This window comes from Candidatus Palauibacter soopunensis (genome assembly GCF_947581735.1).
GTDB classification, from domain to species: Bacteria; Gemmatimonadota; Gemmatimonadetes; order Palauibacterales; family Palauibacteraceae; genus Palauibacter; species Palauibacter soopunensis.
On the sequence record NZ_CANPVT010000008.1, the window covers coordinates 359,340 to 385,633 of the forward strand.

Sequence of the window (26,294 nt, forward strand, 5' to 3'; positions counted from 1 at the left end):
CAACTGAGCGGCCCGTCGCGACGGGCCGGCCGGGCGTCAGCGTCCGGCGGGTTTGCCGTGTCCTTCGTGCACGACCCCGTGTTCGACCTGGCTGCGGAGGACCCAGTCGTAGTCGGCGGCGAACAACGCCTCGCGGGGATCGGCGGCGGGCCAGTCCTCCAGCGGGATGAAGGCGCCGGCGATGGAACCCATGCCGCCGTCCTCGATCACCGCGTCGAACGGGTTCCGGTACTCGACGGTGATCCGGTAGCGATGCTCGGGGACGACGAGCGCGCCCACGCCGCGCCCCCGGTGCGTGAGCGCCGGGATGTCCACGACGTGCCCAGCCTCATCGAGCCTGGGCCGGATGTCGTACAGCACCTCGCCCGTCGACAGGTTCTCGAACCGGAGTCGGGAGGCGTGCGCGTGGAGATGACCGCCGAGGCCGATGATGAGCCCGCGGATCGCCGGACTCGCGTCCCACGTCTTGACGGAATGGCCGGGCGGAAGGTCCCAGGCCTTCGTCGCGGAGACCTCGGGGTACATCGCGTCGAGGTGAAACGGTGCCACGGGGTAGACGGGCAGGCGGGCGAGGCGCTCGTACTCCAGCGTCAGGTGGACTGTGACGCCCTCGTAGTCCGCTTCCGTCGGATTGTGCAGCATGGTGAGCGCGAGGAACCTCGAACCGCCCTTCATCGGAATGCCGAACAGCCATCCGGGAAAGCTCACGGGCCGGGTCTCATGGCTCGCGGCCAGGACCCGCAGCATGATCGGCAGGAACAGCTCCCGCCGCCCCGGATCGAGCAGATTCATGTGATGCAGGACGACACGCGGGACCGGCTCGCCGTCGCCGTCGATGATGTGCGTGCGATAGCCGCGGATCGTCAGGTCGAAGGGGATGACGCCTTCCTGCACGGGCAACTGGGCCATGTGATGGGATGAGCGGGCGGGGAGGTCGATCGGCCCCAGGATGACCGCGAGTTCCTTGTGGTCCGGGTCATCGACGACCCGGATGCTCGCCGTCGACGTGGTCGGCCGCCCCCCTTCCGGCGATCCGGCGTGGCCCGCGTGCGCCGCCTGCGCGCATGCGGGGGGGACGACACCTGTGAGCGAGACCGCGGCCAGCATCGCGGCCGCGCCGGCCCGCGTGCCCTGGCGCGTCATGGGGTTCCGGTGGCTTGTCCCGGAAACTCGCGGGCTACCGGCCGCCCTCGACGTTCTGAAGGTCTTCGAGCAGGTCGAGCAGCTTCTCGAGCCGCTCCTTGAGCTTGTCCCGGTCGAGGTTGGCATCGACGTCCAACTGGACCTCCGCCTCGTGCAGCGCGGACCCCGCCTCCGCGGCTTTCAGGGAGAACGTCTCCCCGTGTCGCGCGGCGCGCAGCCTGACATCCCCCTCGGACGACCCGGCCGGGGCCGTCACGGTCCGGTCGATCCAGAATCCCGCGTCTCGCGCCCGTACCGGATTTCGCGCGGCGATGCGCATCGCACCGAGTCCCTCCACCCGCGCGACCCGCGCGCCGGCCACATTGGATCTCGCGTCCATCCGGATCGTGATGCGGCCGTTGTCGAAGATGGCCACGTCGGCTTGGCCGTGGGCGGCGCGGTGCCCGAGGCGGTCCAGCCACGCCGCGATGGCGCGCTCGACGCCTCCGTTGATCCGCCCGGCGGTGTGTGCCGTCCGGCGCAATTGCTCCGCTGCAAACCGGGGCGCGCGGGTCGGACCCGGCGGATCCGCCCGTTCGATGAGGTTCGCGATCCCCTCCAGGGTCGCCGTACTCGCCTTCGCCGGCCCGGGCAGGCTCGTGAGGTGGGAAAGGGCGGCCCAGACGCAGATCGCGAGGGCCCAGAGGGTGAAGGCGGCGGCGACTCTTCGAATGAACATCACGGCGGCTCCAGGGAGGAGGTCGAGTGTCCTTCTGACATACGCTCGGGCGCGCGGTCAGGTTCCAACCCATACGACCGGATCCTGATCCGAAAGGTTGTCCGTCGCCGTCGCTGGCCGGCGGACCGCGGCAGACCCCTAGGGTGGGGGAGCCTCGCCGCTCGTGAGGAGCAGCGTACCGGTCACGCGGGTGAGCCGCAGCTCCCCGTCGCTGTCGCGGAGCCGCAGCAGCGTGACCTGGATGCGGGCCGTCACGTCCGTCCCGGTGATGTCGAGTCGAAGGGAGTCCGGCGGCAGTTGCACTCTTCCGGGCGCCGTCGTGGTCCCGAAGCGTCCGGCGCGCGCGATGAGTTCGGCGAACGAGACCGTGGCGAGTTCGTCTCCGCCGAGCCGGATTGTCGTCCCGAGGCTGTCCGCGGCGGCCTCGAAGGTGAGGGAGTCGCCCTCGAACGGGTAGCGTCCCCCCAGGAGGTTCCGCTCGAAGACGGCCCGGTCGAAGCCGGACACGTCGACGGCCGCGTTTCGGCCCCCGGGAGGCGAGATGTCGACGAACCCGAAGGGGTCCGCGAGCAGTCCCTCCGAGGGCACGAGCCCGAGGTGGTCGGCGATGAGCGTCGCCCGGCGTCCGGCCTCCGCGACCCTCAACGAGGCCGCCATTCCATCTCCGATCGTATCCACCGTCGCTACGCCGTCCTCGAACCACTCGTCGATGGCGGACGTCCCGTGCCACGAAATCAGGTAGAGCAGGACATCGTTGATCTGCTGCCAGTCCTCGGGCGGGATCTCGATGGAGGCCGGCGAGATGCGGCCATCCGCCAGGACTCCGTGCGTCGAGAGCAGATCCTCGATCCGGCCCACCTGGCTCCGCTCGGCCACGGCGTAGGCGGACCAGGGGCCGACGAAAGTGACCGCGCCGATGACGGCCAGCGTCAGCGGAATCCCCTTGATCTCGCGCGACCGCGTCACCGTGTAGAAAAGGGCGGCTCCCGCCAGCCAGACGCCGAGGAGGAGCAGGAGATACCGGCGCTCGGTGATCCCGTATTGCTCGATGCGCTGCCCGATGGCGAGCAGGAGCATGACGATGGACGGGATGATGAGAATCCAGAAGATGCGGGCGTATGTGTCGATCCACGCGTGGCCTTCCCGTCCGCGCCGGGGATGCACGAGGAGGAGCGACAGGATGCCGAAGGCGGCGAGGGCGGAGACGAGAAGTCCGATCCACCCGCTGGGCCACGTCGTCGTGATGACGACGCGCCCGAGGTAGGCGGTGAGGATGATCAGGTATACGGCGACGAGCGGGAGGAGCACGTACTGCGCGAAGACGCGCAGACCCGCGGGGTAGTCGTCGCGGCGTTCCAGTTGCTCGAAATCGTCCGGCACGCCCGCGAGCACGAACCACGTCTGGAAGACGAATCCGAGGAAGAAGAAGAGCCGGCCGTAGTTCTCATCGGCGATGTTGATGTTGAAGAGGTTCTCGATGCCGAACATGGCGATGGAGAGTCCGCCGAAGAGGACACCCGTGTAGATCGCCCCGAGGCCGAACCGGAAGAAAAGCGTGCGGTTGAAGTGCCAGAAGCCGTTCGGCTCGCGGACGCCGAGATAGGCGATGAAGGCGACGAGCAGATGCAGGGTCGCCGTCAGGTGAAAATGGCGGAGGCCGGCGATGTTCTCGCCCCAGTTCGGCCACTGCCAGTAGTAGAGGGCGAGCACCGCCACGCCGAGTCCGCGCAGCGCCCAGTGCCGCGGCCACGGGAGCTTCCACCGCTCCGCGAACAGGGTGAGTCCGGTCAGCAGCGGCAGGCCGAGACTGGCCGTGGCTACGAGGCGCAGCTCGAGCGCCGTTTCCGCGTTGATCGCCCGCATCGCGGCGATAGCGGCGACGACCGCGCAGGTCAGAACGACCGGGAACCGCCGCGCCGTGACCCACGCCGCCGCCGCGAGCCGCTCGACCGAAGGGAGCCTCAAACCCGGGCTCTGATCGTCACGAGCCGCTCGGCGGCCTGCTCGAGCAACGCCTCCGTCTTGCAGAACGCGAACCGCACGAGCTTGCGCCCATCCTCCGGGTTGTGGAAGAAACTGGATCCGGGGACGGGAGCCACGCCCACCGTGCGCGTGAGCCAGAACGCGAATTCGTCGTCCGGCAGATCCGAGAGATCCGAGAAGTCCGCGAGGACGTAGTACGCGCCTTCCGGCTCGAGGCATTGGAACCCGGCTTCGATGAGCGCGGGATAGAAGAGGTCCCGTTTCGCGCCGTACACATCGGCGAGCCCCTCATAGTAGGACGGCGGAAGCATCTCGAGGCCGGTGGCCACGCCTTCCTGAAGGGGCGCGGCGGCTCCCACGGTGAGGAAGTCGTGGACCTTGCGGATGGCGTCCGACAACTCCGGGTGCGCCACGATCGTCCCCATCCTCCAACCGGTGACCGCGAACGTCTTCGAGGCGGCGCTGATCGTGATCGTCCGGTCCCGCATGCCGGGAAGCGTTGCCATCGGAATGTGCCGCGCGCCGTCGTAGAGGATGTGCTCGTAGACCTCGTCCGTGATCGCGTACGCGTCGAACTCCTGGCACAGGATCGCGATCTTCTCGAGTTCGTCTCGCCTGAACACGCGGCCCGTGGGGTTGTTCGGGGTGTTCACGATGATCGCGCGCGTCCGGTCGCTGAACGCCGCCCGCAGGCGGTCGAAGTCGATCTGCCACTCCGCGGTCAGCGGCACGAACACGGGCGTCGCGTCGCAGAGCGTGGTGTCCGGGCCGTAGTTCTCGTAGAACGGCTCGAAGACGATGACTTCCTCCCCCGGGTCTACGACCGCGAGGAGCACCGCCATCATCGCCTCGGTCGCTCCGCACGTGATCGTGAGGTGCGCCTCCGGATCGACGTCGAGCCCGTACCAGTCGCGATAGCTCGCGGCGAGCGCGTCCCGGTACCGTTTCGCGCCCCATGTGATCGCGTACTGGTTCACATCGTCGTAGATCGCGCGCGCGGCGCCGATCTTCAACGTGTCGGGCGACTCGAAGTCGGGGAAACCCTGCGACAGGTTGATGGCCCCGTGTTCGTTCGAGAGCCGGGTCATCATCCGAATCACGGATTCCGTGAAGCCGTGCGTACGCCGGGCGGTGTGGATCTTCATCGACCCGAATCTGGCCCCTCGACGGGAGGTGTGCCACCGGTCCCGGGAGTGTCTTCCTCCGCCGTCTCCCCGCCGCCTTCCGCGCCCTCGACATCCGGGCGGCGGAATCCGGCCCGTGCGAGCCGCGGCTCCACGAGTTCCGCCTGCGCGCGCAGCCAGCCGAACCAGACGACGTCGCCGGGCTTCAGCGTCGTGCCGCTCGACACCGGCTGTTCCCGCTTGCCGCGGCGATGGACGAGAGCGAGGGCGGGGAACCGGCGGTCGGCGAGCACGTCGATCTGGGGGATGCGCAGCCCGGCGAGGCCCTCGAAGACCAGAGGTTCGATCTCCACGCGATCTCGCCGGAACTCGTGCGCCCAGCGCTCGTGGTCCAGCCCGAGCCCGAACAGCACCGACGCGCCGCTCTCGTCGACCTGCTCGGGTTCGACGCCCGGCGTGAGCGGATCGATGGCCACGAGGCGGCTCACGCCCGGGCAGCTCTCCTCGACCCGCTTGGCGATGAGCAGGTTCACGCCTTCGTTCGGCGTGAGAGCGACGAGGGCGCGGCGCGATTCGACCCCGGCCTTCAGGAGCGCGCGTGGATCGTTCGCGTTACCGAGCACGACGCGAAAACCGTCGCCCTCCGCCACCCCCGCCTCCGTCGGGTTCGTGTCGATGAGGACGATGGGTGCATCCCCGCTGCGGGCGGCGCGCAGGGTTCGGGCGAGCGCGCGTCCGATGGGATTCGCCCCGACGACCGCGAACCCGTAGTTGGACGGTTTCCGTACCCCCAGCAGGCGCGCCATGAGCCCGCCCGTCCCGCCGAGGACGACGACGGTGACCGCGATGACGAGGAAGACCATCGCTCGCAGCTCGTTGCCTTCCGCCTCCATCCCGCTGTGTGCGAGTTCCGCCGCGAACAGCGAGGAGACGGCGAAGGCGACAATCCCGCGCGGAGCCAGCCAGGCCAGGAACGCCTGCTCGTTGCGGCTCAGGCCGGCGCCCCAGGTACAGAGGAGAACGCAGAGGGGACGGACGACGGCGACGAGGACGATCACCGTCACGATCCCGCCCGCCCCCAGCGCGCGCACGTCGCCGAGGTCCACCGCCGCCGACAGGAGGACGAAGAGGAGTCCCACGAGCAGAAATGTGAGTTGCTCCTTGAACTCGACGAGTTCGCGCGCGTGCCGGGGCCCCATGTTGCCGACGACGAGGCCGGCGATGGCGACGGTCATGATGCCGCTCTCCGGCAGGATGGCGTGCGAACCCTGGTAGAGCGCGAGGACGCATGCGAGCGTGAAGATGTTCCGGAGATCGGAAGGAACCGCGCGCCGCATCCTCAGCAGTCCGCCGATGATGAACCCTCCCGCCACGCCGATGACGGAGCCGAGGCCCAGGCGCGTGATGAGGCCGAGGAAGCCGGCCCCCACGTCCCCCGCCGTAGACGCGAGCGCCAGTTCGAACGCGACGACCGCGAGGATCGCCCCGACCGGATCGATGAGCACGCCTTCCGCCTCGAGGATCGTCCGCAGGTTGTTTCGCAGGCGAATCCGCCGCGTGAGCGGGTTGATCACGGTCGGGCCCGTGACCGAGACGAGCGCCCCGAACAGCAGGGCGATGCGGAGGCTCCAGCCCAGCGCGAGCATCGCCGTGACGGTGGCCCCGGCGATCGTGACCAGCGCGCCGACCGTGATCAGTCGGCGGATCGTCAGCGCCTCGCGCCGCAGCCGGTCGAGGTTGAGTTGCAGCGCGCCCTCGAAAAGGATCACCGCGACCGCCAGACCGACGATGGGATTGAGGCCTTCGCCCAGCGTGCCGGGCCGCACGATGTTCGCGAACTCGGGCCCGAGGAGGATGCCGGCCGCGAGCAGGAAGAGGATACCGGGAATGCGCGCGTGCCGCGCCAGCGACTGCGCTACGACGCCCGCCGTGATGGCGAGGGCGAAGGTGAGCGCCGGATCCTGGAGGTTCACGCGGCGGCGGTGCGCTCGGTTGCGAGGAGGAAGTTCGTGAAGCCCTCGTCGTAGTCGGAGAGGCCGTTCTGCCCCGTGAGCTTCATGCGGGCGTTGTACGCATTCTTCATCATCGGACCCACGACGCCGCTGACCGGACCCTCCGCCGGGTGGCGCACGGCGAAGGCGTCCTTCAACTCCTCCCGGAGGCCGAGGTCGTCGAGGAGGCCGTTGTACGCGGCGGCGTCCCGCTCCGCCAGCACCCAGAGCTGGCGGTCCAGGCGCTCGCAGTGGGCCGACTGCTCGAGGACGGGCTCATCCGAGCCCACGAGGGCGAGATAGCCGAGGATCTGCGCCTCGACTTCCTTCATGTATCCCTTGCGGTGGCAGAACTCGTGCGCGATCACATGGGGTTCGAAGACGCCTGTGCTCCTGAAGATCGCGACGTCCCCCGTCAGGGGGTCCGCCGCCCCGAGCGCGAAGGGGAAGACGATCTGCGCGAGCATGAACTCCCGGACCTGCGCACTCGTCTCCAGACGCTGGCCGGTGAGTTCCGCGAGGTAATCGGTGAGGCACAGGTCGACCTGTTTCGCCAGTTCCTTCCGCGGCGTATTCATCGGCACGTAGTTCGCGTTCAGCCGCTCCACGAGACTTTCGACATCGCGTCGCCGTTCCTCCTCCGATGCCGGGGGCGGGGAGAGCGGGTCAAAGCTGAAGGCATCCTCGAAGTCCACGCGGCGGGCGTCCGCACGAACCGCCCAGTCGATGAGCGCGCTGCCCGCGTACACGCTGAGCGCCGCCGCCTGCACCGCCCGCCCGGCCGGGCTCAGCCCGAAGAGGATCCGGGCCGCCACCGGGGCGGCGAGGAGCAGATCGGAAGGCGCGACCGGGAGGTACGTCGCCAGGTTGGGGATGCGGAGTCTTTCCATAGGTCCTCGTACGGGGCTCGGTGGACGAAAGTTCGGGATCGACGGGCCGGGTGCAACCGTCCGCGCCCTGGCGGCGTCCCACTCCTGTCGAAGGACGGGAGGAGATCGAGACCCATGGCGGGAATGGGAGACGGAGGAGGGCACATGCGTCGAAGCGGGCCGGGATCGCTCGTTGTTCTGTTCGGGCTCGTCCTGTTCGGGACGCCACTCGCCGCGCAGGAAGTCAAGGTCGGGGGCCAGGTCACCTTCGGCGACGACGCGGACTTCGGCATCGGCCCGCGCGTGCAGATGTCGCTGCCCTGGATCGCTCCCGGGATCCGGGTTGCCGGTTCCTTCGACTACTTCTTCCCCGACTCGGGGCTCGGCGACCCCGGCGGCGACTACGACTACCGCGAACTCAACTTCAACGTCCTCGGGGACCTCTCGTTCCGCGATGTGACGAACCTCGTCCCCTATGTCGGCGGCGGGGTGAACGTGGCGTGGGAGTCGGTCCCGGCGGACGGGTTGGAGGGTCCCGAAGAGCGGCTCTTCGGGATGAACGTCGTTGCGGGTTTTCGGTTTCCGCTCGACGGGTTCACGCCCTTCGTCGAGGCGAGGTACGAACTCGAGGGGGGACAGCAACTCCTCGTGGCCGGCGGCATCCTTCTGCCCTAGCTGCGTCCTTCCACCCTGGAAGGTCTGTCAGAATCGTAAGCCGCCGCCGGCGCTGAAGGCCCACCTCGATCTTTCGCTGTCGCCGATCCCTCCGCCGAAGCGGTAACCGATATTGAGGTTCGTTACCTGCGCGAAGGAAGAGAGCGGGGACCCTCCGAATACGGTGACCCCGACGTTCCCGCCCAACCTCCGATCCTGGTCCGGATACCAGGCGCCTCCATAGTCGACGAACGCGCCTACGCCGAGCCCGAAAAGGTTGTAGAAGTTGTCCACCAGGTAGGAGCGATGTTCCAGCGTGGCGCGCAACGTGCGGGTGCCCACGAAAGCGTGGGGACCCCAGAGGCGCGGCAATACCTGGAAGCCGATGTCGTGCTCGGAGCCGGGACGGGGCGATTCCTGAATCCCCGCGGACGCTTGCAGGAACGTCGTATTCCGCTCCGTCTCCCGCACCGCCGCCGTTCCCGTGCCGAAGACGTAGCCGGAGTCGAGGCCCGCCGAGGTGAAAAGGCCGCCGCCGTCGAGCGCACCCTTGAGAATCGCCGGGCCCGCCCGCCTCCCGGACGACAGAAGAAGGCGCGTTCCGATGCCGGTCGATCGGTATCCCAGGCGTTCGTGCGCGAGCTTGACGGACACCCACACGCGGTCGCTGAGATCCTGGTCTTCCTCGGAGAATCCGTTGAAGCGTTCGACGCGCTCGAAACGGGCGCGCCGCCACTCGGCATATACGCCGATGAGTCCGTACACCGAGTCCGGCACGGTGGCGTCGAGGCTGTCCACGTTGATGCCGGGATGTTCGATCCGCAGGTGCTCTTCGTGCCGGACTTCAAGCGTTGCCCCGATGCGGAAGAACCCCCCTGGATTCGCGACCGGTGCGATCGCCCCCGTCAGGCGGTGGATCTGGGCTCGCCGCCGCCACTCGATCGTCTGGAGGTCGTCGGGGCTGTGCCGCACATACTGCGGGATCCGCCCGCGGAAGTCCCGCCCCTCGTAGTAGAACGCCGAGCGGTCCGAGAGCGCGCGGAAGGGGTTCGACAGGTACCACGCGACGACGTCGCGGTCCGACAGGTTGAGCCACGTCGCGTTGGCCGCGAGCCGGGTGGAGGCCAGTCGATTCGACGTCAGCCGGAGGTCCATCCCGTCGCGGTCGGTTTCGCGGACGTACCACACGCGCATGGCGTTTCCGCTGCCCGCGAGGTTGATCTCCGTGACCCCGAAGGTGCCGGTGAGCGTGCCGTCCGCCGCCAGCCGCCCCGTGAAGCGGGGCTGCAGGCTCCACGCGTCCCGCGTTCTCACGCTCAGCGCGAGTTTCCCGTCGACCCGCGTCGAATCCACCCGGACGCGGCGGAAGAGGCCGAGGCGGCGGAGGTTTCGTTCGCTCTCTGCAGCCAGGAGCGAGTCGTAGGGCGTCCCCGGCCCCAGGAGCAGTTCGCGGCGGATGACCCAGGGCTGCGTCGTCCCGTGCAATCCGTTGCCGAGCCGGTAGATGAAGTTTCTGGCGGCGGCGTCCTCCGGGAAGACGTCCTGCCGGCTGATGAGGATGGTGTCGATGGTGGCGCCCGCGCCGTCCGCCGTCCCGCGTGCGGATGAGGGTTCCTGAGCCCGCGCTGCGGATGTCTGAAGAAGCCCCAGCAGACACAGGAGCCGGACGACGTTCGCGCCCCGGAACGGAGCAGGGCGAGTCCCCCTTTCCGGGAGGGCCGCGGACGGAATCATGGGGCGGGAAGGTACGGTTGCACCGCGTTCACGGCCACCGGACATCGTCGCGTCTCGCGAGCCCCGGTTCGCCGCGGAAGCGGGCCGCGATCTCGCCCAGGGTGATTCCGAGGTCGGGATGCCGGAACTCCGGCGCCACATCCGCGAGGGGCACCGCCAGATGCGCCCTCGTCGGGATCTCCGGGTCGGGGAGGCGCAACTCCTCCTGGTCGACGACGAGACCCTGAACGGCGGCGATGTCGATGTCGATGGTCCGGGGAGCGTTGGGGTCCGCGGTCCGGACGCGTCCGAGGCGGCGCTCCAGTGGCCGGATGACGTCGAACTTCAGTTCTCCCGGGGAGAGGTGGGTCGTGATGCGCACGGCCGCGTTCAGGAAGCGGGGCATCCCGGGGTTCCCGACCGGGTCCGCTTCGTAGATCGGCGAGGCTCCCTCAATGCCCAGCAGTTCGTCGAGCGCCTCGAGGGCCGCCACGATATGCCGCTCCGGATCGATGTTCGAGCCCAGCGTGAGGAGAGTGGTCCGGGGGGAGCCGTTCACGCGTAGTCCGCCGCCGTCCGTTCGACTTCGATCCCCACCGAGCGCGCGTAGCGCAGCGCGCCGGGCTTCTCCACCCGGACCTTCGCCCGCGCCGCGCCGAAGTCGACGATCGCGATCCGTGCGATCTGGTGCGCGAGGGCTTCCACGAGATACGGCTCGGCGGTTTCGACGTGCGCGATGACGCGCTTCGTCAGCGTCCGGTAGTTCAGCGCATCCGCGATGTCGTCGGACTCGCCCGCCGCCCGCGCGTCCACCGAGAGGGAGACGTTGATCACGATGTCCTGTTTCTTCTCTCGTTCCCAGTCGTTGACTCCGATGATGCCGCGGACGAGGAGGTCGCGGATGATGACCGTATCGGACGCCATCAGGTTCGCCCTCCCGTCAGCAGATGTTCGCCGCCATCCACGTAGATCGTCGCTCCAGTCACATAGTCGTTCTCGGCCAGGAACCGCGCCGCGTGCGCCACGTACTCCGGGTCTCCGGTCCACCCGAGCGGGACCCGCCGGCCTTTCTCCCGCCAGGCCGCGTCCTCCGCCGTCTCGCCGGGAGGCGGAAGAATCGGACCGGGAACGATCGCGTTCGCGCGCACCTCCGCGCCCAGTTCGCGGGCCGTCAGCGCCGTCAGGTGCAGAAGTCCCGCCTTGCTGACCCCGTGCGGCGCAAATCCCTTCCAGGCGGCGACCGCCGACATGTCCGACATGTTGATTATGACGCCGGGCGCCCGAGGTTCCCCCCGGCTTCCGCGCCGCTCGGGCACGGCGCGCATTCGGGCGGCCGCCCGCTGCGTCATGAGGAAGGGGGCGCGCAGGTTGAGCGCCTGTGCGGCATCCCATTCCGCGACCGTCGCCTCGTCGAAGGGGGTGCGCTCGAAGCTCGCGGCGGAGTTCACGAGGATATCGAGGCGCCGGAACGCCGTGTCGAACGCCTCGAACAGGTCGTCGATCCGCTCCGGGAGCGAGAGGTCGGCCGCGGCCGTCGCCGCTCGGCGCCCCAGGGCCCGCACCTCGTTCGCCGTGCGGTCGGCCGCCGCGGCCGAACTCCGGTAGTGGATGAAGACGTCGCACCCCGCCTCGGCCAGCCCCAGCGACAGCGCGCGGCCCAGCCGGCGCGCGCCCCCCGTCACGAGTGCGACGGCGCCCTCGAGTTTCACGGCAGCTCTCCGTTCACGATCGTCTCCCGGCAATCCTGCAGCCCCACGGCGTGTGTTCCGGGCGTGCGTTTCCCCGGCGGTCCGGCGCCGGCGAAGCCGGAATGTACAAGGTTCGAGGATGGATGGGGCGTTGCACGCGGAGGCGGCGTACGCCCCATTGCGGCGCACCCGCGGCGGGCGCGGGAATGTAACCGGGAGACGGCGCGTGAAAGCGATCTGGTACGAGACGACCGGTCCCGCGCGGGACGTGCTCCGGTTCGGGCAGCAGGACGCGCCCGCGCCGGCGGCGGGAGAAGTCCGGGTGCGGCTGGCCGTCTCGGGCGTGAATCCGTCGGACACCAAGCGGCGGGCCGGCTGGATCGGCCTGTCGATGCCTCACCCGCGCATCGTACCGCACTCGGATGGGGCGGGGACGATCGATGCGGTGGGGGCGGGGGTGGACCGGGCCCGCATCGGCGAGCGCGTCTGGCTGTGGAACGCCCAGGGCGGCGCCCGTCCGTTCGGAACCGCGGCGGAGTACACGGCCGTGCCGGCGGCGCAGGCTGTGCCATTGCCGCACAACGCGTCCTTCGCGGACGGCGCGGGCCTCGGAGTGCCGGGTTGTACGGCGCACTACGCCGTGTACGGGGACGGGCCGGTGGGCGGAAGGCGGATCCTCGTGCAGGGAGGCGCCGGGGCCGTCGGCCACCTGGCAGTGCAGCTCGCCACGCTGGGCGGCGCCGAAGTCATCGCTACGGTGAGCAGCGCCGCCAAGGCGGAGGTCGCGCGGGGCGGCGGCGCGAGGCACGCGATCGACTACGGGCGGGAGGACGTCGCCCGCCGGGTCCTCGACCTCACCGATGGGGAGGGCGTGGACCGCGTCATCGAGGTGGATCTCGCCGCGAACCTCGAGACGGACGTCGCGGTCGTGCGGGAGAACGGGACGATCGCGTCGTACTCGTCAACCTCCGGCCCGGAACTGCCGCTCGCCTACTATCCGCTCGCCTTCAAGGACCTGCGCATCCATTTCGTGCAGGGATACCTGCTGCCGCCCGCCGCCCGCCGCGCGGCGGTCCGGGACCTCACCACCTGGCTCACCGCCGGACAACTGGACGTGCGGATCGCCGCCACCGTCCCCCTCGCGGAGACGGCGTCCGCGCACGAGGCCCTGGAGTCCGGCCGCGCGGACGGGAAGATCCTCGTCGAGATCTAGCCGCCCCTGTCAGAGCCTCGCTGTGTTCGAGCGGGTCTCGCTACTGCACTCGTTCGAAGCTCAGGTCCCAGACGCGTCCCTGGCTCAGGCTCGCCCGCGTGACCCGGCCGGTCTCGTCGCGGCGGAAGATGAACGTGCTGCCTCCCTGCCTGAACGCATCGGGATACACCGGCGTCAGCGATGGTCCGTCCCCGTACCGGTCCCTCAACACGAGGCCGCCGTCTTCGACCTCGACCCAGTAGGTGACTTCCGCCTCGTCGCTGTGGTAGGCCCCCACGTAGGCGGCCAACTCCGACGCGGTGGGATCGAAACCTTCCACGGGTTCGATCCTCACGTCGTCGGCGACCGGCGTGTCCATGGTCGCCCCGGGCCTCGCTCCGTCGCCGGCCGGCGCGTCAAAGGCGATGGAAACGCCCGCCGGAGAGGCGAACTCGGTCTCGCTCATGGCGGCGAGGGACATCCCGCCCGGTCCCATGCCCAGGCGGAGCGAGGCGCCGTCCGCCGTCAGCTCCATGAACTGACCCGTGCGGGTGTCGCGGTATCCGCCGGCGAACGCGGCGACGCGGGCCGGATCGACGTCTGCACCCGCCGGATCCTCGGACGCCTCTTCGCTGACCGCGTCGCCGAGGTAGAGTTCGGCCACCGCCCGGGCGAGCCCGCCCGGGTTGGCCTCGCCCACGTTGCACATCACCGACACCGCGAGCCCGTGGTCCGGGAAGCGCGTGAGGAACCCCCGGTACGCCGCGGTTCCTCCTGAATGCTGGACCTCGCGCACGCCCTTGTACTCGCCGACGAAGAGTCCGCCCGCGTAGCTGATCTGCCGGCCCGAGTCGAGCATCCCCTGCTCATGCATGAGCCGGATGAACTCGGGGCCGCCGACGTCGCCGGTGTCGAGGTTGCGGGTGAACTTGAGAAGGTCGCCGACGGTCGTGAGCAGACCGCCGTTTCCGTGCACGTTCTCGAACGGCATCAGCATGTGCCATTCGCCGTCGTCGCCGCGCCGGTATCCGATCGAGCGCTCCTCGACGATCTCCGTGAAATCGTCGCGCCACTGCGTCTTCGTCATGCCGAGGGGGCCGAAGATCCGCTCCTGCGAGAACTCGTCGAAGGTCTGTCCGCTCACCCGCTCCACGAGCATCGCCTGGAGGTTGTAGCCGGTGTTCGTGTACGAGTAGTAGCGGCCCGGCTCATAGTTGAGGGCACGCTGGCGGCTCGCGATGTCGAGCGCGTGCTTGTGCGTGTGGATCCGGGTCGTCCGCGCCCAGCCGTGGATGCCGGCGACGGACCCCCAGTCGCGGAGCCCGCTCGTGTGATGGATGAGCATCCGCACCGTGATGGGTTCGCCGTAGTCGGGCATCTCGGGGAAGTACTCCCGGATGTCGTCGTCGAGGTCGATGCTTCCGTCCAGCGCGAGCAGGATCGTCGCCGCCGCGGTGAACTGCTTCGAGACCGAGCCCGGCTCGAACACGGTCTCCGGCGTGTTCGGCAGGTCCCACTCGAGGTTCGCCATGCCGTAGGCGCGGGCCATGACCTGCTGCCCATCCCGCGAGACCGCGAAGGCGCACCCGGGGCCGTCCGAAGCGCTGTAGTCCGCGAATACGGCGTCGAGCGCCCCGAGTTCGACGGCCCCCGCGGACGAATCGTCGCCGCCTGTGTCCGCGCAGGCAATTCCCGCGGCGAGGGGAAGGATGAGGGTCCAGAGTCGTGTCTTCATCGTCTTCCTCCTGACTGAATGGCGGCACGCACCGTTTCGTCGCCGGCCGCAGCCGTCCGCGCAGCCGGAAGTGCAATGTCGGCACCCGCACCCGCCCCGTCGAGATCCGGCGTCGAGCCGCGCCCGCGCACGAGGCGGGCGCCGCCGGCCGCGCCCCCCCGTCCCGGTCTATTCCACTCGCTCGAAGCGGAGGTCCCAGACCCGTCCCTCGCTCAGACTTGCCTGCGAAACCCGGCCGGTCTCGTCGCGTCGGAAGATGAACGTGCGGGACTCCTGGCTGAACGCATCGGGATACAGCGGTTCAAGCGCGGCGCCGTCCCCGTACCGATCCCGAAACATGAGCCGCCCGTCCTCGACCTCGAACCAGTACGTCACTTCGGCTTCATCGCTGCGGTAGGCTCCCACGTATGCGGCCAGGTCGGTCGCCGTCGGCTCAAACGGGCCGACGGGCTCGATCCGCACTCCGTCCGCGGCGGGCATGTCCATGACGCCGGGAGGACGTTCGCCCGCGCTCGCGGGACCCTCGAACGCGATGGATACGCCCGTGGCCGAGGCGAACCCGGTTTCGCTGGTGGCCGCGAGCGGCGGCCCGCCGGGTCCTCCGCCCATGAGCAGAGATGAACCGTCCGCGGTCAGCTCCAGATACTGTCCCGTTCGCGTATCCCGATATCCGCCGGCGAAGGCGGCGACGTCCGCGGGATCGACATCCACCCCTGTCGCATCGGCCCGAGGCTCCTCGGCCATCGCGTCCGCGAGGTAGAGTTCCGCCACCTGGCGGACGAGTCCGCGCGAGTCGGCTTCGGCCACGTTGCACATCAGGGACACCGCCACACCGTGATCCGGATAGCGTGTGAGGAAAGCCCGGTACGCGGCCGTCGAACCGCCGTGCGACACCTCGCGCACGCCCTTGTATTCGCCCACGCGAAGCCCGCCCGCATAGCCGGTCTTCCACCCCGAGTCGAGCGTGCCCTCCTCGTGCATGAGACGGACGAATTCCGGCCCGCCGACCTCGCCGGTGTCGAGATTGCGCGTAAAGCGGAGAAGGTCCCCCACGGTCGTGAGCAGGCCGCCGTTGCCGTGGACGTTCTCGAACGGCATCAGCATGTGCCATTCGCCGTCCTCGCCGCGCCGGTAACCGATGGAGCGCTCGTCCACGATCTCGGTGAAATCGTCCCGCCACTGCGTCTTCGTCATCCCGAGGGGGCGAAAGATCCGCTCCTGCGAGAACTCGTCGAAGGTCTGGCCCGTCACCCGCTCGATGAGCATCGCCTGGAGGTTGTATCCGGTATTCGTGTACGAGTAGTAGCGGCCCGGCTCGTAGTTCAGGGCGCGCTGGCGGCTCGCGATGTCGAGCGCGTGCTTGTGCGAGTGGACCCGGCTCCAGCGCGGCCAGCCCTGGATGGCGGCGACCGAACCCCAGTCGCGAAGCCCGCTCGTATGGTGGATCAGCATCCGCACGGTGACGGCTTCGCCGTAGTCGGGCATCTCGGGGAAGTACTCCCGGATGTCGTCGTCGAGATCGATCCGTCCATCCAGGGCGAGCAGAATCGTGGCCGCGGCGGTGAACTGCTTCGAGACGGAGCCCGGCTCGAACACGGTTTCCGGAGTGTTCGGGATGTGCCACTCCAGATCCGCCATCCCGTAGGCGCGCGACATGACCTGCTGCCCGTCCCGTGAAACGGCGAATGCACACCCCGGCCCTTCGGAGCCGGCGAAGTCCGCGAAGATCGCGTCGAGGGCCGTCAGTTCGGGAGTGCCCTCCGGAGGGCCTCCGGGGTTCGCGCCCGCGCAGGCGAGCCCTGCGGCGGTCGGGAGGATCAGTGTCCAAAGCGGTGTCTTCATCGTTCTACTCCCCGACGGAGGTCCCGGAAACGGAGTGGCCGGATCTCAGCGCGAGACATCGATGACTCCGGCGTTTCCTTCGATGCGCAGTGTGGTCCCCAACCCCGCCGAGCGCGCGCGGATGTCCTCGAGCAGGGTGCGGGCGGCTTCGCCTTCGAGCGGATACGGCTGGGACAGGGCGTCTCCGCGCCCCGCGATGGGGAGCACGTCCAGCCGCGTGACGCCCTCCGCGCTCAGGTGCAGCCGGACCGCGATGTTGTCCATCCAGTAATCGTGCCCATGCCCGAAGATGAAGTTCCCCATCGAGTAGACGACCGGCTTGCCGTCGCGAACCTCGATCCCGCGCGGGACGTGGGGATGGTGTCCGAGGATGGCGTCCGCGCCCGCGTCGAGGACGTCGTGCGCAAAATCCCGCATGCCCGGGTGCACGTCCTGGCTGTTCTCGATCCCCCAGTGGAAGCTCACCGCGACGAAATCGACCCGGTCGCGTACGCGGGCGATGTCTTCCCGAATCAGGAGCGGGTCCATGGGGACGACCCCCGACTGGCTCGGCGTCGCGAATGAGGACCCTCCGTCGTTCACGAACTGCGCGTACGCGAGGAACGCGACACGGAGCCCGCCGCGCTCGATGATCCAGGGTCGGCGGGCGTCGGCGAGGTCGCGTCCCGTACCCGCGTGGCCCACTCCCGCCCGGCGCAGGTGATGGATGGTGTCGAGCAGTCCTTCGCCTTCGGCGTCGAGCGAATGATTGTTCGCCGTCGCCACCACGTCGATTCCCGCCCAGGCGAGGGCGTCGGCGAAGGCCGAGGGCGTGCGGAAGGCGCCGCTCCAGCGGGCGTCGTCCGAGAGCGGCGTCTCCAGGTTGGCGAAGGCGATGTCCGCGTCGCGCAGAAGGTCGGCCGCGCCGTGAAACGGATAGCGCGCCTCTTCCTGCCCATCCTCGAACGAGAGGCCGTAGTGATGGGCGCGAAGGTGGTGCGCGTCTTCCGTGATCAGGGTCGTGTCGAGCGCCGCTTCGAGAACGTCGCGGGAGTCCTGTGTCGCGGCGTAGGGCACGCGGATCCAGCCGTCGCCGCGGTGCCAGAGCACGTTGCTGCGGCCGGACGGGGCCGCGTCGTAGTACATGGCCGGGGGCTTCGTCGCCCGCGACCATTCGATGTCTCCGACCGCGACGATTGTAATCTGTTGACCGATAACAGGTTGTGGTACCACGGCCGCCACGGCCAAGCCCGCCGCCAGGAACGTGCGGACGACGTAGTCTCGAAATGCGGGCATAGGGCGTCTCCGGTTGCGGGACTACTCGGTCGGCGCCGCGGCCAGGATCTCGGCGGGATCCAGCGCGCGTCCGGCGCGCACGACGGTCCGGATGCGCCTCGTGTTGCGGATATCCTCGAGAGGGTCCGCTTCGAGCAGTACGAGATCGGCCTCCAGCCCCGCCTCGACCGCGCCGCGGTTCTCCTCCTCCTTCAGAATCCGCGCGTTCTCGAGCGTGGCGGCGGACAGGACGTCCCGCGCCGGCATGCCGGCTTCGACGAGGAACTCCATCTCGTGGTGCAGCGAGGCGCCCGGCGCGACCTGCGGCTCCGGGGCGTCGGTCCCGACGAGCAGCCGCACGCCGGCGTCATGCAGCATGCCGGTGAGCCGCAGGTATTTCTCCCACGTCCCCTCGCGCACCGAGACCGGGGCCGCGCCCCAGTCCAGGCTGCGCCGCTCCCGGTCCTTGTCCCAGAACGCCTTGAGGCGGGCCGGCATGGGATCGTGGTCGGGGTGTCCGTAGACCTCCGGGAGGTCCATGAAGAGGAGCGTGCCCCAGAAGACCATGAGCGTCGGGTCGACGCGCGCGCCGTGCTCGGCGATGACGTCGATGAGGCGGCGCGCCTCGTCCGAGTCGAGGTTGATCGAGTGGCGGTCGTCGGGGTCGTCGAGGAGGAAATTGGACACGGTGTAGATGTGCTCGATGCAGTCGAGTCCATCGCGAACGGCATCCGCCGTGTGATAGTCGAGGAGGTGCCCGCTCACGACGAGACCGTGTTCGTGGCCGGCCTCGATCACGCGGCGCCCGACGTCGCGCCCGGCGCCGACATAGAGCTTGAGCGTCTTCACGCCCCACGCCGCCATGTCCGCCACGAAGGGGTCCACGTCGGCCGGGGTCGCCAGATGCCAGCCGACGTCGGGATGCCACGGCGGGTTGCCGTCAATGAGGAAGCTGCAGCGGAAGACGTTCGGGGAGATCTCCGGGTGGTCGTCGGCGTAACGTTCGACGAGGCGCTGGGCCGGGACGTTGTCTCCCGTGCTCCGGATCGAGGTCACTCCGTGTCCGAGGTAGAAGGGCAGGACTTCGTCCCCGGTCATGTGCGACTGGTAAAGGATGTGAGTGACGTGGACGTGCGCGTCGATGAGTCCGGGGAGGACGAAGAGGCCGGCCCCGTCGATGCGCGTCGCGCCCGCCGCGGCGTCGGAATCGGCATTCAACTCGGCGCCGGGGGCGACGGCTTCGATGCGGCCGGCCCGGACGAGGACGCTCGTGTCCGGGCGCATGGCGCGGGCGCGGACGTCGAAGACGCTGGCCCGGTCGATGAGGAGCGGAGGAGCCGGCCCGGCCGCGTCGCCGGTCGCCGACGCCCGTGCCGCCGGCCGGTCGTCCGCGCCGCAGCCGAGGGCGAGCCCGGCGCCGGCCAGCGTGGCGCCCCGCACGAAGTCGCGGCGGTCGACGGCGGCCACGGACGGCTACGCGGAGACGAAGCGGTACAGGAGGGTCATTTCTGAGGATCGTCCGCGGCACTCGGCGGCGTCAAGCAGTGCACCGTTCAGGCGAAGTTGATAGCGCGTTGCGTTCGCGGCGATAGGTTGTGTCCATGCCCGCGCCTCGTGCCCGCTTCATCGTCTCCCCAACCGCCGCCGTGCGCTTCGACGCCGCGCGGAAATGGCTCGAACGGCAACCCTCCGCGGCGGGCGTGACGGTCATCGGCGAGACGCTGTCGGGGCCCCACGAACTGCTCCTCCGCGAAGCTCGCACGGCCGGCGCCGCGATGGGATGGCGCCGCACCACGCTGCGCCTCCTGGCCCGCGAGATCGCGCTCTCGCGGCTCGCTTCCGATGGCAGGGCGATCGGCGATGCGGTGGCCCGCGACGCCATCGCGGCGCGGGCGCTGGCGGGGCTCGATCGCCGGAAACTCGGGCGGCTGGCGGCGGTGTCGGACACGCCCGGCTTCGTTCGCGCCGTGGGGCGGGCGGTGGAGACGCTCCGCATGGCGGGCATCACGCCGTCCGAAATCGCCCCCGTCGACGCGGATCTCGCCACCTTCTCCGAAGCGGTCGAGGCGGTATGGACGACGGTGGGGCTGACGGATCGAGCCGGCGTGTTCGAGGCCGCGTTGTCGACGCTCGATGATCCGGACGCCCGGCCGCGCGTCGTGGGCGACCGTTGCCTGATTCTCGACGCCCGGATCTGGACGGAACTGGAGGGCCGGTTCGTCGCGGCCCTCATCGGGCGAGGTTGCGAGTTGCTTGCCACCGTGCCCGAAGGCGATGACCGCACGCGGAGGGCGCTGGAAGAGGCGGGCGCGCGCCTCGACGATCCGCCCAGTACCGATGGGGCCGCCATTGGGGCGATCGCGCGCCTTCACGCGCACCTCTTCGGCCCGGCGCCGTCCGAGTCCGCGGCGGACGATGCCGTCACCGTGTTCTCCGCTCCCGGCGAGGGCCGGGAAACGGTGGAAATCGCCCGGAGACTCACCTCGCTCGCCGAGGCCGGAACACTCTTCGATCGGTGCGCGATCCTGCTCCGGCAGCCCGAGGACTATCGGCCATATCTGGAAGAGGCTCTCAATCGCGCGGGGATCCGCCCCTGGTTCGCGGGCGGCGTGCGGCGCCCGGACCCGGCGGGCCGGGCCTTCCTGGCTCTTCTCCGTTGCCGGGCCGAAGACTACTCGGCGCTTCGCTTTTCGGAGTACGTGTCGATCGGCGAGGTGCCGGACGAGGGAGAGGACGCGGAACGGGTGCCGCGACGCTGGGAGCAACTGCTGGTCGACGCGGCCGTCGTCGGCAGCCTGGATCGGTGGGAGCGGCGACTCGCTGGTCATGCCGCGGAACTCGAGTTCAAGCGAGACGCGCTGGAGGCGGAGGACGGCGAAGACCCGCGTCTCGCAAGGATCGATGGGATGCGGGCCAATCTCACCTCCCTCCGGGAGTACGTGCTGCCGCTGCTGTCGGAACTATCCGAACTGCCCGCGGAGGCCCGCTGGGAGAGCTGGCTGGCCGTGCTGGCCCCGCTCGCCACCCGCTCGCTTCGGCGGCCCGGCAACGTACTCTCCGCGTTGTCCGACCTCGCGCCGATGGGGCCTCTGGGTCCCGTGCGGCTGGACGAGGTCCTGCGCGTTCTCACGCCCCGACTCCTGGAGGTTTCCGAGCCGCCGCCCGCGAATCGCTACGGCCGCGTGTTCGTCGGGCCCATCGATGCGGCACGGGGGCTCGCCTTCGACGTCGTGTTCGTCCCCGGCATGGCCGAACGCCTTTTTCCTCCCAAGATCGGGGAAGACCCGATCCTCCTCGACGAGATGCGACGCCGGCTGGCGCCCGGCCGCCTCCCGACGAATCGGGACCGCGTTCAGCAGGAGCGGCTCGCCTTCCGGCTCGCGGTCGGGGCGGCACGGAAGCAGATCGTCCTCTCCTATCCGCGGATCGACGCCATGAAGACCCGGCCCCGGGTCCCCTCCTTCTATGCGCTCGAGGCGATTCATGCGGCGGAGGGCCGGCTGCCCGGGTTCGAGCAACTTCAACAGCGGGCGGAGGAAGTCTCCGATGCGCGGATCGGATGGCCGGCGCCGAAATCCCGAACGCAGGCGATCGACGAGGCCGAGTACGACCTGGCGGTGCTCGACGAACTCGACAGGCACGATCTTCGCGGAGAACGCGCGGTGAAGGCGGCGGGCCATCTCCTCCACTCGAACCCCCACCTCGCGCGCGCCCTCCGCTTCCGTGCCTACCGCTGGGAGGTGCCGCGCTGGACGTGGGCGGACGGGCTCGTTCAACTCTCCGAGCGGGCGGCGGAAGCGCTGGCGGAACGGTCGCTCGGCGCGCGTCCCTATTCGGCGACGGCGCTGCAGCACTTCGCGGCGTGCCCCTACCGCTTCTATCTCCAGGCGATCCAGGGGCTGCGCCCGCGCGAGGAACCGGTCGGGATCGAGGCGCTCGACCCGCTGCAGCGGGGTTCCCTCGTGCACCAGGTCCAGTTCGAACTCCTGACCCGGCTCCAGGCCGAGAGCACGAAGGAGCGGCCCCTCCTGCCGGTGGGGCCGGAGAACGCCGTGCGGGTGTCCGAACTCCTGGAGGAGGTGCTCGAGAAGGTGGCGGGGGACTTTCGCGACGGTCTCGTCCCCGCGATCGATCGGGTGTGGGACGACGGCATCGAAGCGATCCGTCAGGACCTGCGGGAATGGCTGCAGCACGAGCGCGACAGTAAGTCGCCGTTCGAGCCGTGGCGCTTCGAGCTTTCCTTCGGGCTCCCGCGGGATCCCAACCGCGACGCGCACTCCGTGGGCGAGCCCGTCGACCTCGGCGTCGGATTGAAGCTCCGCGGCGCGATCGATCTGATCGAGCGGACCCCGGCCGGGGTCCTGCGGGTTACCGACCACAAGACCGGCCGTTACCGGGCAAAGGCGGGAGCGACGATCCAGGGAGGCGAACTCCTGCAGCCGGTCCTCTACGCGCTCGCCGCCCAAACGCTGTTCCCGGACCAGCGCGTGGAATCGGGCCGGCTCTACTACTGCACGGCGGATGGCGAATTCCGGGATCACGTCGTGCCGCTCGACGACCGGGCGCTCGAGGCGGCGGGGATCCTGAGCGAGATCGTGAGCGGGGCGTTCGCGGCCGGGAGTTTTCCGGCGCTTCCGCGGGAGGATGCCTGTCGCTGGTGCGACTACCGGCAGGTCTGTGGACCCGATGAGGAACTTCGCACCCGGAGCAAGCCCCCGCCGGTCGATCTGCGGCGGCTGAGGGAATACCCGTGACCCGGCCCGGCCGGCTCGCCGACCAGGACGCCCGCGACGCGATCCTGAACGATCTCGACGACACGCTCTTCGTCGAAGCGGCCGCGGGGACGGGGAAGACGACGGCGCTCACGGGCCGGATCGTCGAGGTGCTGAAACACGGCTTGGGCACACTGGAGGACATCGTCGCGGTCACCTTCACCGAGAAGGCGGCGGGCGAGATGAAGCTCCGGCTGCGGGCGGCGATCGAAGAGGCTCGCGTGGCCGAGGAGAACGGGGAAGCCCGCGAGCGTCTCTCGCGTGCGCTCGGCCACCTGGAACTCGCTCACATCGGCACGATCCACGGCTTCTGCGCCGACCTGTTGCGCGAGCGGCCGATCGAGGCCGGCGTCGATCCGGCGTTCCGGGTCGCCGCCGAGGACGAAGCCGGCCGCCTCCTCGACGGCGCCTTCGAGGGCTGGTTCGAGGGCGCGCTGGCGGACCCCGGCCCCGGCGTGAGGAGGGCGTTGCGCCGTCACTATCCGAGGAATTCGGGCGGCCCGCGCGCGGCCCTGCGGGCGGCGGCCGGCAGTCTCGTGGACCAGCGCGACTTCGACGCACCGTGGTCCAGGCCCGAGTGGGACCGGGAGGCCGAACTCGATCGCGCGCTCGACCTCCTGCGGGAACTTGCCGCCTTCGCCCCGCTGGCCTCCCGTCCGGACGACTATCTCACGCAGAACCTGCGCCACGTCGAACGCGGAGTGCGCGAAATCGAACTGAGAGAGAAGACGCGCGGACGGGACTACGACTATCTGGAAGCCTGGCTGCGGCCCTTCGTGCGCGCACGCTGGCGTGGCTGGTTCTGGCGCGGCTTCCGCTCGCGCGATTTCGGCCGTGGACTCGCGAAGGCGGACGTCGTCGCGCGCCGCGACGAGGTCCGGGCGGACGTCGAGGAGATCCTGCGGACGGCGGACGCGGATCTCGCGGCGCACCTCCGCGACGAACTCTGGCCCGTGACGGAGCGATACGAGACGGCCAAGCGGCGCGACGGATGCCTCGACTTCGTGGACCTCCTGATCCGGGCGCGCGGCCTCCTGCGCGACAACGCGGAGATCCGGCGGCACTACCGGAAACGCTTCACGCGGTTTTTCGTCGACGAGTTCCAGGACACCGATCCGCTGCAGGTCGAGATCCTCCTTCTCCTGTGCGGCGAGGACCCGGAAGAAACGCGGCCGGAGCGCATCGTGCCCTCCGGCGGCAAGCTCTTCGTGGTCGGCGATCCCAAGCAGTCGATCTACCGCTTTCGCCGGGCGGACGTGATGCTGTACGAGCGGACCAAACGCCGCCTGGCGGAAGCGGATGCCCGCGTGCTGCACCTGTCCACGAGCTTCCGGTCGCAGCCCCGCCTGCAGGCCGCCGTGAACGGCGCGTTCGCGACGCGCATGAAGGCAAGCGAGGACGGCAGCCAGGCGGCCTATGTGCCGCTCGCGCCCTTCCGCGAGGACGCCGGCAGCCAGCCCGCCACCATCGCCCTGCCCGTCCCGAAACCGTACGGACGCTTCGGAAAGGTCCGGGGGATCGAGATCGAGCAGTCCCTTCCCGTTGCGATCGGGGAGATGGTGCGCTGGCTGGTTGACGAGTCGGGATGGGTCGTGACGGAACGGGAGCGCCCGGAGGATCCGGTTCCGGTTCAGGCTCGCCACATCTGCCTCCTCTTCCGTCGCTTTCAGAAGTGGGGCGAGGACGTGACGCGCCCCTACGTGCGCGCGCTCGAGGCCCGCGCCATTCCGCATGTGCTGGTCGGCGGGCGCTCGTATCACGATCGCGAGGAGGTGCTTGCCGTCCGGAACGCGCTCACGGCCATCGAGTGGCCGGACGACCGACTCGCCGTCTATGCCGCCCTCCGGGGTCCGCTTTTCTCGCTCGGCGATCGCGCGCTGTTCGAGTTCGGTGTCGACGTGGGTCCGCTGCACCCGCTCGCCGGGTGGGAGCCGAACGGCGGAAGCGGCCGGAAGGAGGACGGAACGGCTCTGAAACCTGAACTGCGGGACGTGGCGACGGTCCTCGGGCTCCTCGGAGACCTCCACCGGCACCGGAACCGGCGCCCGATTCCGGAGACGGTCCGGCGCCTGCTCTCGACCGCGCGCGCCCACGCGGGCATCGCGATCTGGCCGACGGGCGAGCAGGCGCTCGCCAACGTCCTGCGGCTCGTCGACCGGGCGCGGGCGTTCGAGCGCGGGGGCAGCCCCTCCTTTCGGGCGTTTCTCGACCGCCTCGAAGACGAAGCCGAACGCGGGCAGTCCGAGGAGGCGCCGATCGTGGAGGAGGGGACCGAAGGCGTGAGGATGATGACGGTACACAAGGCCAAGGGCCTCGAGTTTCCGGTCGTCATCCTGGCGGACATGACGTGCGCCGCGGCGCACGAGCCGCCATCGCGCCACATGGACGCCGCCCGGCGCCTCTGGGCCCAGCGCCTCTGCGGCGCGACGCCTCGCGACATCCTGGACAACGCCGAGGTCGAGCGGCACCGGGAGATGGCCGAGGCGGACCGGCTCGCATACGTGGCGGCCACGCGGGCGCGCGACCTGCTCGTGGTGCCGGCCCTCGGAGACGGCCGCGATGGCGGCGGGGGATTCTCCGGGGAAGGCGGTGAATGGTGGCTCGAGTCATTGAATCCGGCCGTGTACCCACCACACGGCGCGCGCCGGCGGCCGTCCTCCGCCGAGGGCCTGGGAGCTCCGGCTTTCGGCGATGAGTCGGTACTCGATCGCCCGGACGGGAAGGGCGGTCAGCGCCCCACGCCGCGCGACTCGGTCGCGCCGGGGCTGCATACGGCTGAAGCGGGAACGGACATCGTGTGGTGGGATCCCGCGGCGCTCGATCTCGACGTGGGTCCGCGCGCGGGTGATCGCCAGCGCCGACTGCTCGAGGTCGAGAGCGAGGAACAACCCTCGCTGGATGTCGAGGCGGGACGCGGCGCGCACCGCGAGTGGCAGGCGGCTCGCGCGGCGAGACTGGAGGCGGGGGGACGCCGGACGATGTCGGTGACCACGGCCGGGGCGATCGCGCGCCGCGCCGCCGAAGCTTCGGATGCCGACGGCGAGTCCCGTTCCGATACGCGCGTCGCGTGGGTCGATGTACCACGTCCGGAAGCCGAGGGGCCCGACGGGGCGGGGCGCCCGGGAGGCGAGCGGTTCGGCGATCTCGTCCATCGCATACTCGCTGAGATCCCCCTCGACGCCGACTCCGGCACGGTCGAGGGATTCGCCGAAACGCTGGGCCGGACGCTGGGAAGTCCCGAGACCGAAATCGTCGCGGCGGCGGCTCTCGCCATGCGCGCGCTGGAACACGAGGTGTTCGACCGGGCGCGGGCCGCCCTAGCCGCCAACCCCGGCGCCGTCCATCGCGAGGTCCCGGTCTTCCACGTCGCGGACGCCGCGGCACCGGAAGCGGAGCAGGATCGGGAGCGGGGCGCCGCGATCGTCGAAGGCGTCGCGGACCTCGCCTTCCGCGAGGTCACCGGCTCCGGCCCGTGCTGGACGGTCGTCGACTACAAGACGGACCGGCGGCCCGCGGGGCGGCACACCGAATACGAGGTCCAGGTCGCCTGCTACGTCGAGGCCATCGGGCGGGCCAGAAGAGAACCGGCCCTGGGGATCGTGCTGGCGCTGTAGGG

Annotated in this window: 18 protein-coding genes; 4 read left to right on the top strand and 14 right to left on the bottom strand. The window is 69.9% G+C overall.

All coding sequences use genetic code 11. The annotated features are described in order from the left end of the window. Positions 1-36: 36 nt before the first annotated feature. The 6 genes from RN901_RS05690 to RN901_RS05715 all read right to left on the bottom strand — a co-directional run bounded on the left by RN901_RS05690 (position 37) and on the right by RN901_RS05715 (position 7,849). On the bottom strand, positions 37-1,143 hold the full coding sequence (locus tag RN901_RS05690; protein WP_310756849.1) for a hypothetical protein: 1,107 nt from the start codon (positions 1,141-1,143) through the stop codon (positions 37-39). Between the two features lie 34 nt (positions 1,144-1,177). Beyond that, entirely contained in the window at positions 1,178-1,861 is a 684-nt protein-coding gene (locus RN901_RS05695) for a hypothetical protein (protein WP_310756851.1), read from the bottom strand. A gap of 138 nt (positions 1,862-1,999) precedes the next feature. Continuing rightward, complete coding sequence (locus tag RN901_RS05700; RefSeq protein ID WP_310756854.1) at positions 2,000-3,826, bottom strand: DUF4153 domain-containing protein; 1,827 nt, start codon at positions 3,824-3,826, stop codon at positions 2,000-2,002. Beyond that, on the bottom strand, positions 3,823-4,989 hold the full coding sequence (locus RN901_RS05705) for an aminotransferase class I/II-fold pyridoxal phosphate-dependent enzyme (protein WP_310756857.1): 1,167 nt from the start codon (positions 4,987-4,989) through the stop codon (positions 3,823-3,825). The genes RN901_RS05700 and RN901_RS05705 overlap by 4 nt, the downstream gene beginning before the upstream one ends. Continuing rightward, entirely contained in the window at positions 4,986-6,941 is a 1,956-nt protein-coding gene (locus RN901_RS05710; protein WP_310756859.1) for a cation:proton antiporter, read from the bottom strand. Before RN901_RS05710 ends, RN901_RS05705 begins: the two co-directional genes overlap by 4 nt. Then, positions 6,938-7,849, bottom strand: coding sequence for a DUF3810 family protein (locus RN901_RS05715; RefSeq protein WP_310756861.1), 912 nt, complete (start codon positions 7,847-7,849; stop codon positions 6,938-6,940). The genes RN901_RS05710 and RN901_RS05715 overlap by 4 nt, the downstream gene beginning before the upstream one ends. 114 nt (positions 7,850-7,963) lie before the next feature. On the opposite strand from RN901_RS05715, the gene RN901_RS05720 reads away from it, so the two are divergent. Further along, positions 7,964-8,503, top strand: a complete 540-nt coding sequence (locus RN901_RS05720) for a hypothetical protein (protein ID WP_310756862.1) — start codon at positions 7,964-7,966, stop codon at positions 8,501-8,503. A 27-nt stretch (positions 8,504-8,530) separates the two neighbouring features. Here RN901_RS05720 and RN901_RS05725 read toward each other — a convergent pair whose 3' ends face one another. Genes RN901_RS05725 through RN901_RS05740 form a run of 4 tightly spaced genes read right to left on the bottom strand, consistent with a single transcriptional unit; the run spans position 8,531 to position 11,904 of the window. Then, positions 8,531-10,216 (bottom strand): hypothetical protein, encoded by a 1,686-nt coding sequence (locus RN901_RS05725; protein WP_310756864.1) that lies wholly within the window; start codon positions 10,214-10,216, stop codon positions 8,531-8,533. A gap of 28 nt (positions 10,217-10,244) precedes the next feature. Continuing rightward, the gene (gene folK / locus RN901_RS05730; RefSeq protein WP_310756866.1) at positions 10,245-10,754 is read right to left on the bottom strand and encodes a 2-amino-4-hydroxy-6-hydroxymethyldihydropteridine diphosphokinase; all 510 of its coding nucleotides are present in this window, start codon (positions 10,752-10,754) and stop codon (positions 10,245-10,247) included. Next, on the bottom strand, positions 10,751-11,119 hold the full coding sequence (gene folB, locus RN901_RS05735; RefSeq protein ID WP_310756868.1) for a dihydroneopterin aldolase: 369 nt from the start codon (positions 11,117-11,119) through the stop codon (positions 10,751-10,753). Before folB ends, folK begins: the two co-directional genes overlap by 4 nt. Continuing rightward, entirely contained in the window at positions 11,119-11,904 is a 786-nt protein-coding gene (locus tag RN901_RS05740; RefSeq protein WP_310756870.1) for an SDR family oxidoreductase, read from the bottom strand. The genes folB and RN901_RS05740 overlap by 1 nt, the downstream gene beginning before the upstream one ends. A gap of 205 nt (positions 11,905-12,109) precedes the next feature. Here RN901_RS05740 and RN901_RS05745 point away from each other — a divergent pair, with 205 nt between their 5' ends. Next, positions 12,110-13,096 carry an NADPH:quinone reductase gene (locus RN901_RS05745; protein WP_310756872.1) on the top strand — a complete coding sequence of 329 codons (987 nt, stop codon included), beginning with the start codon at positions 12,110-12,112 and terminating at the stop codon, positions 13,094-13,096. A 40-nt stretch (positions 13,097-13,136) separates the two neighbouring features. On the opposite strand, the gene RN901_RS05750 is transcribed toward RN901_RS05745, so the two are convergent. The 4 genes from RN901_RS05750 to RN901_RS05765 form a co-directional block, all read right to left on the bottom strand. After that, the gene (locus RN901_RS05750; RefSeq protein WP_310756874.1) at positions 13,137-14,810 is read right to left on the bottom strand and encodes a serine hydrolase domain-containing protein; all 1,674 of its coding nucleotides are present in this window, start codon (positions 14,808-14,810) and stop codon (positions 13,137-13,139) included. A gap of 168 nt (positions 14,811-14,978) precedes the next feature. Beyond that, a complete protein-coding gene (locus RN901_RS05755; RefSeq protein ID WP_310756875.1) occupies positions 14,979-16,652 on the bottom strand; it encodes a serine hydrolase domain-containing protein in 1,674 nt (557 codons plus the stop codon). Between the two features lie 45 nt (positions 16,653-16,697). Continuing rightward, positions 16,698-17,927, bottom strand: coding sequence for a CapA family protein (locus RN901_RS05760; protein ID WP_310756877.1), 1,230 nt, complete (start codon positions 17,925-17,927; stop codon positions 16,698-16,700). A 21-nt stretch (positions 17,928-17,948) separates the two neighbouring features. Then, positions 17,949-19,373: an amidohydrolase family protein gene (locus RN901_RS05765; RefSeq protein WP_310756879.1), complete on the bottom strand. Its 1,425-nt coding sequence runs from the start codon at positions 19,371-19,373 to the stop codon at positions 17,949-17,951. Positions 19,374-19,507: 134 nt separating this feature from the next. On the opposite strand from RN901_RS05765, the gene RN901_RS05770 reads away from it, so the two are divergent. Together RN901_RS05770 and RN901_RS05775 are read left to right on the top strand one after the other, a co-directional pair. After that, complete coding sequence (locus tag RN901_RS05770) at positions 19,508-22,660, top strand: PD-(D/E)XK nuclease family protein (protein WP_310756881.1); 3,153 nt, start codon at positions 19,508-19,510, stop codon at positions 22,658-22,660. Continuing rightward, positions 22,657-26,292, top strand: coding sequence for a UvrD-helicase domain-containing protein (locus RN901_RS05775; protein ID WP_310756883.1), 3,636 nt, complete (start codon positions 22,657-22,659; stop codon positions 26,290-26,292). The genes RN901_RS05770 and RN901_RS05775 overlap by 4 nt, the downstream gene beginning before the upstream one ends. Positions 26,293-26,294 lie beyond the last annotated feature (2 nt).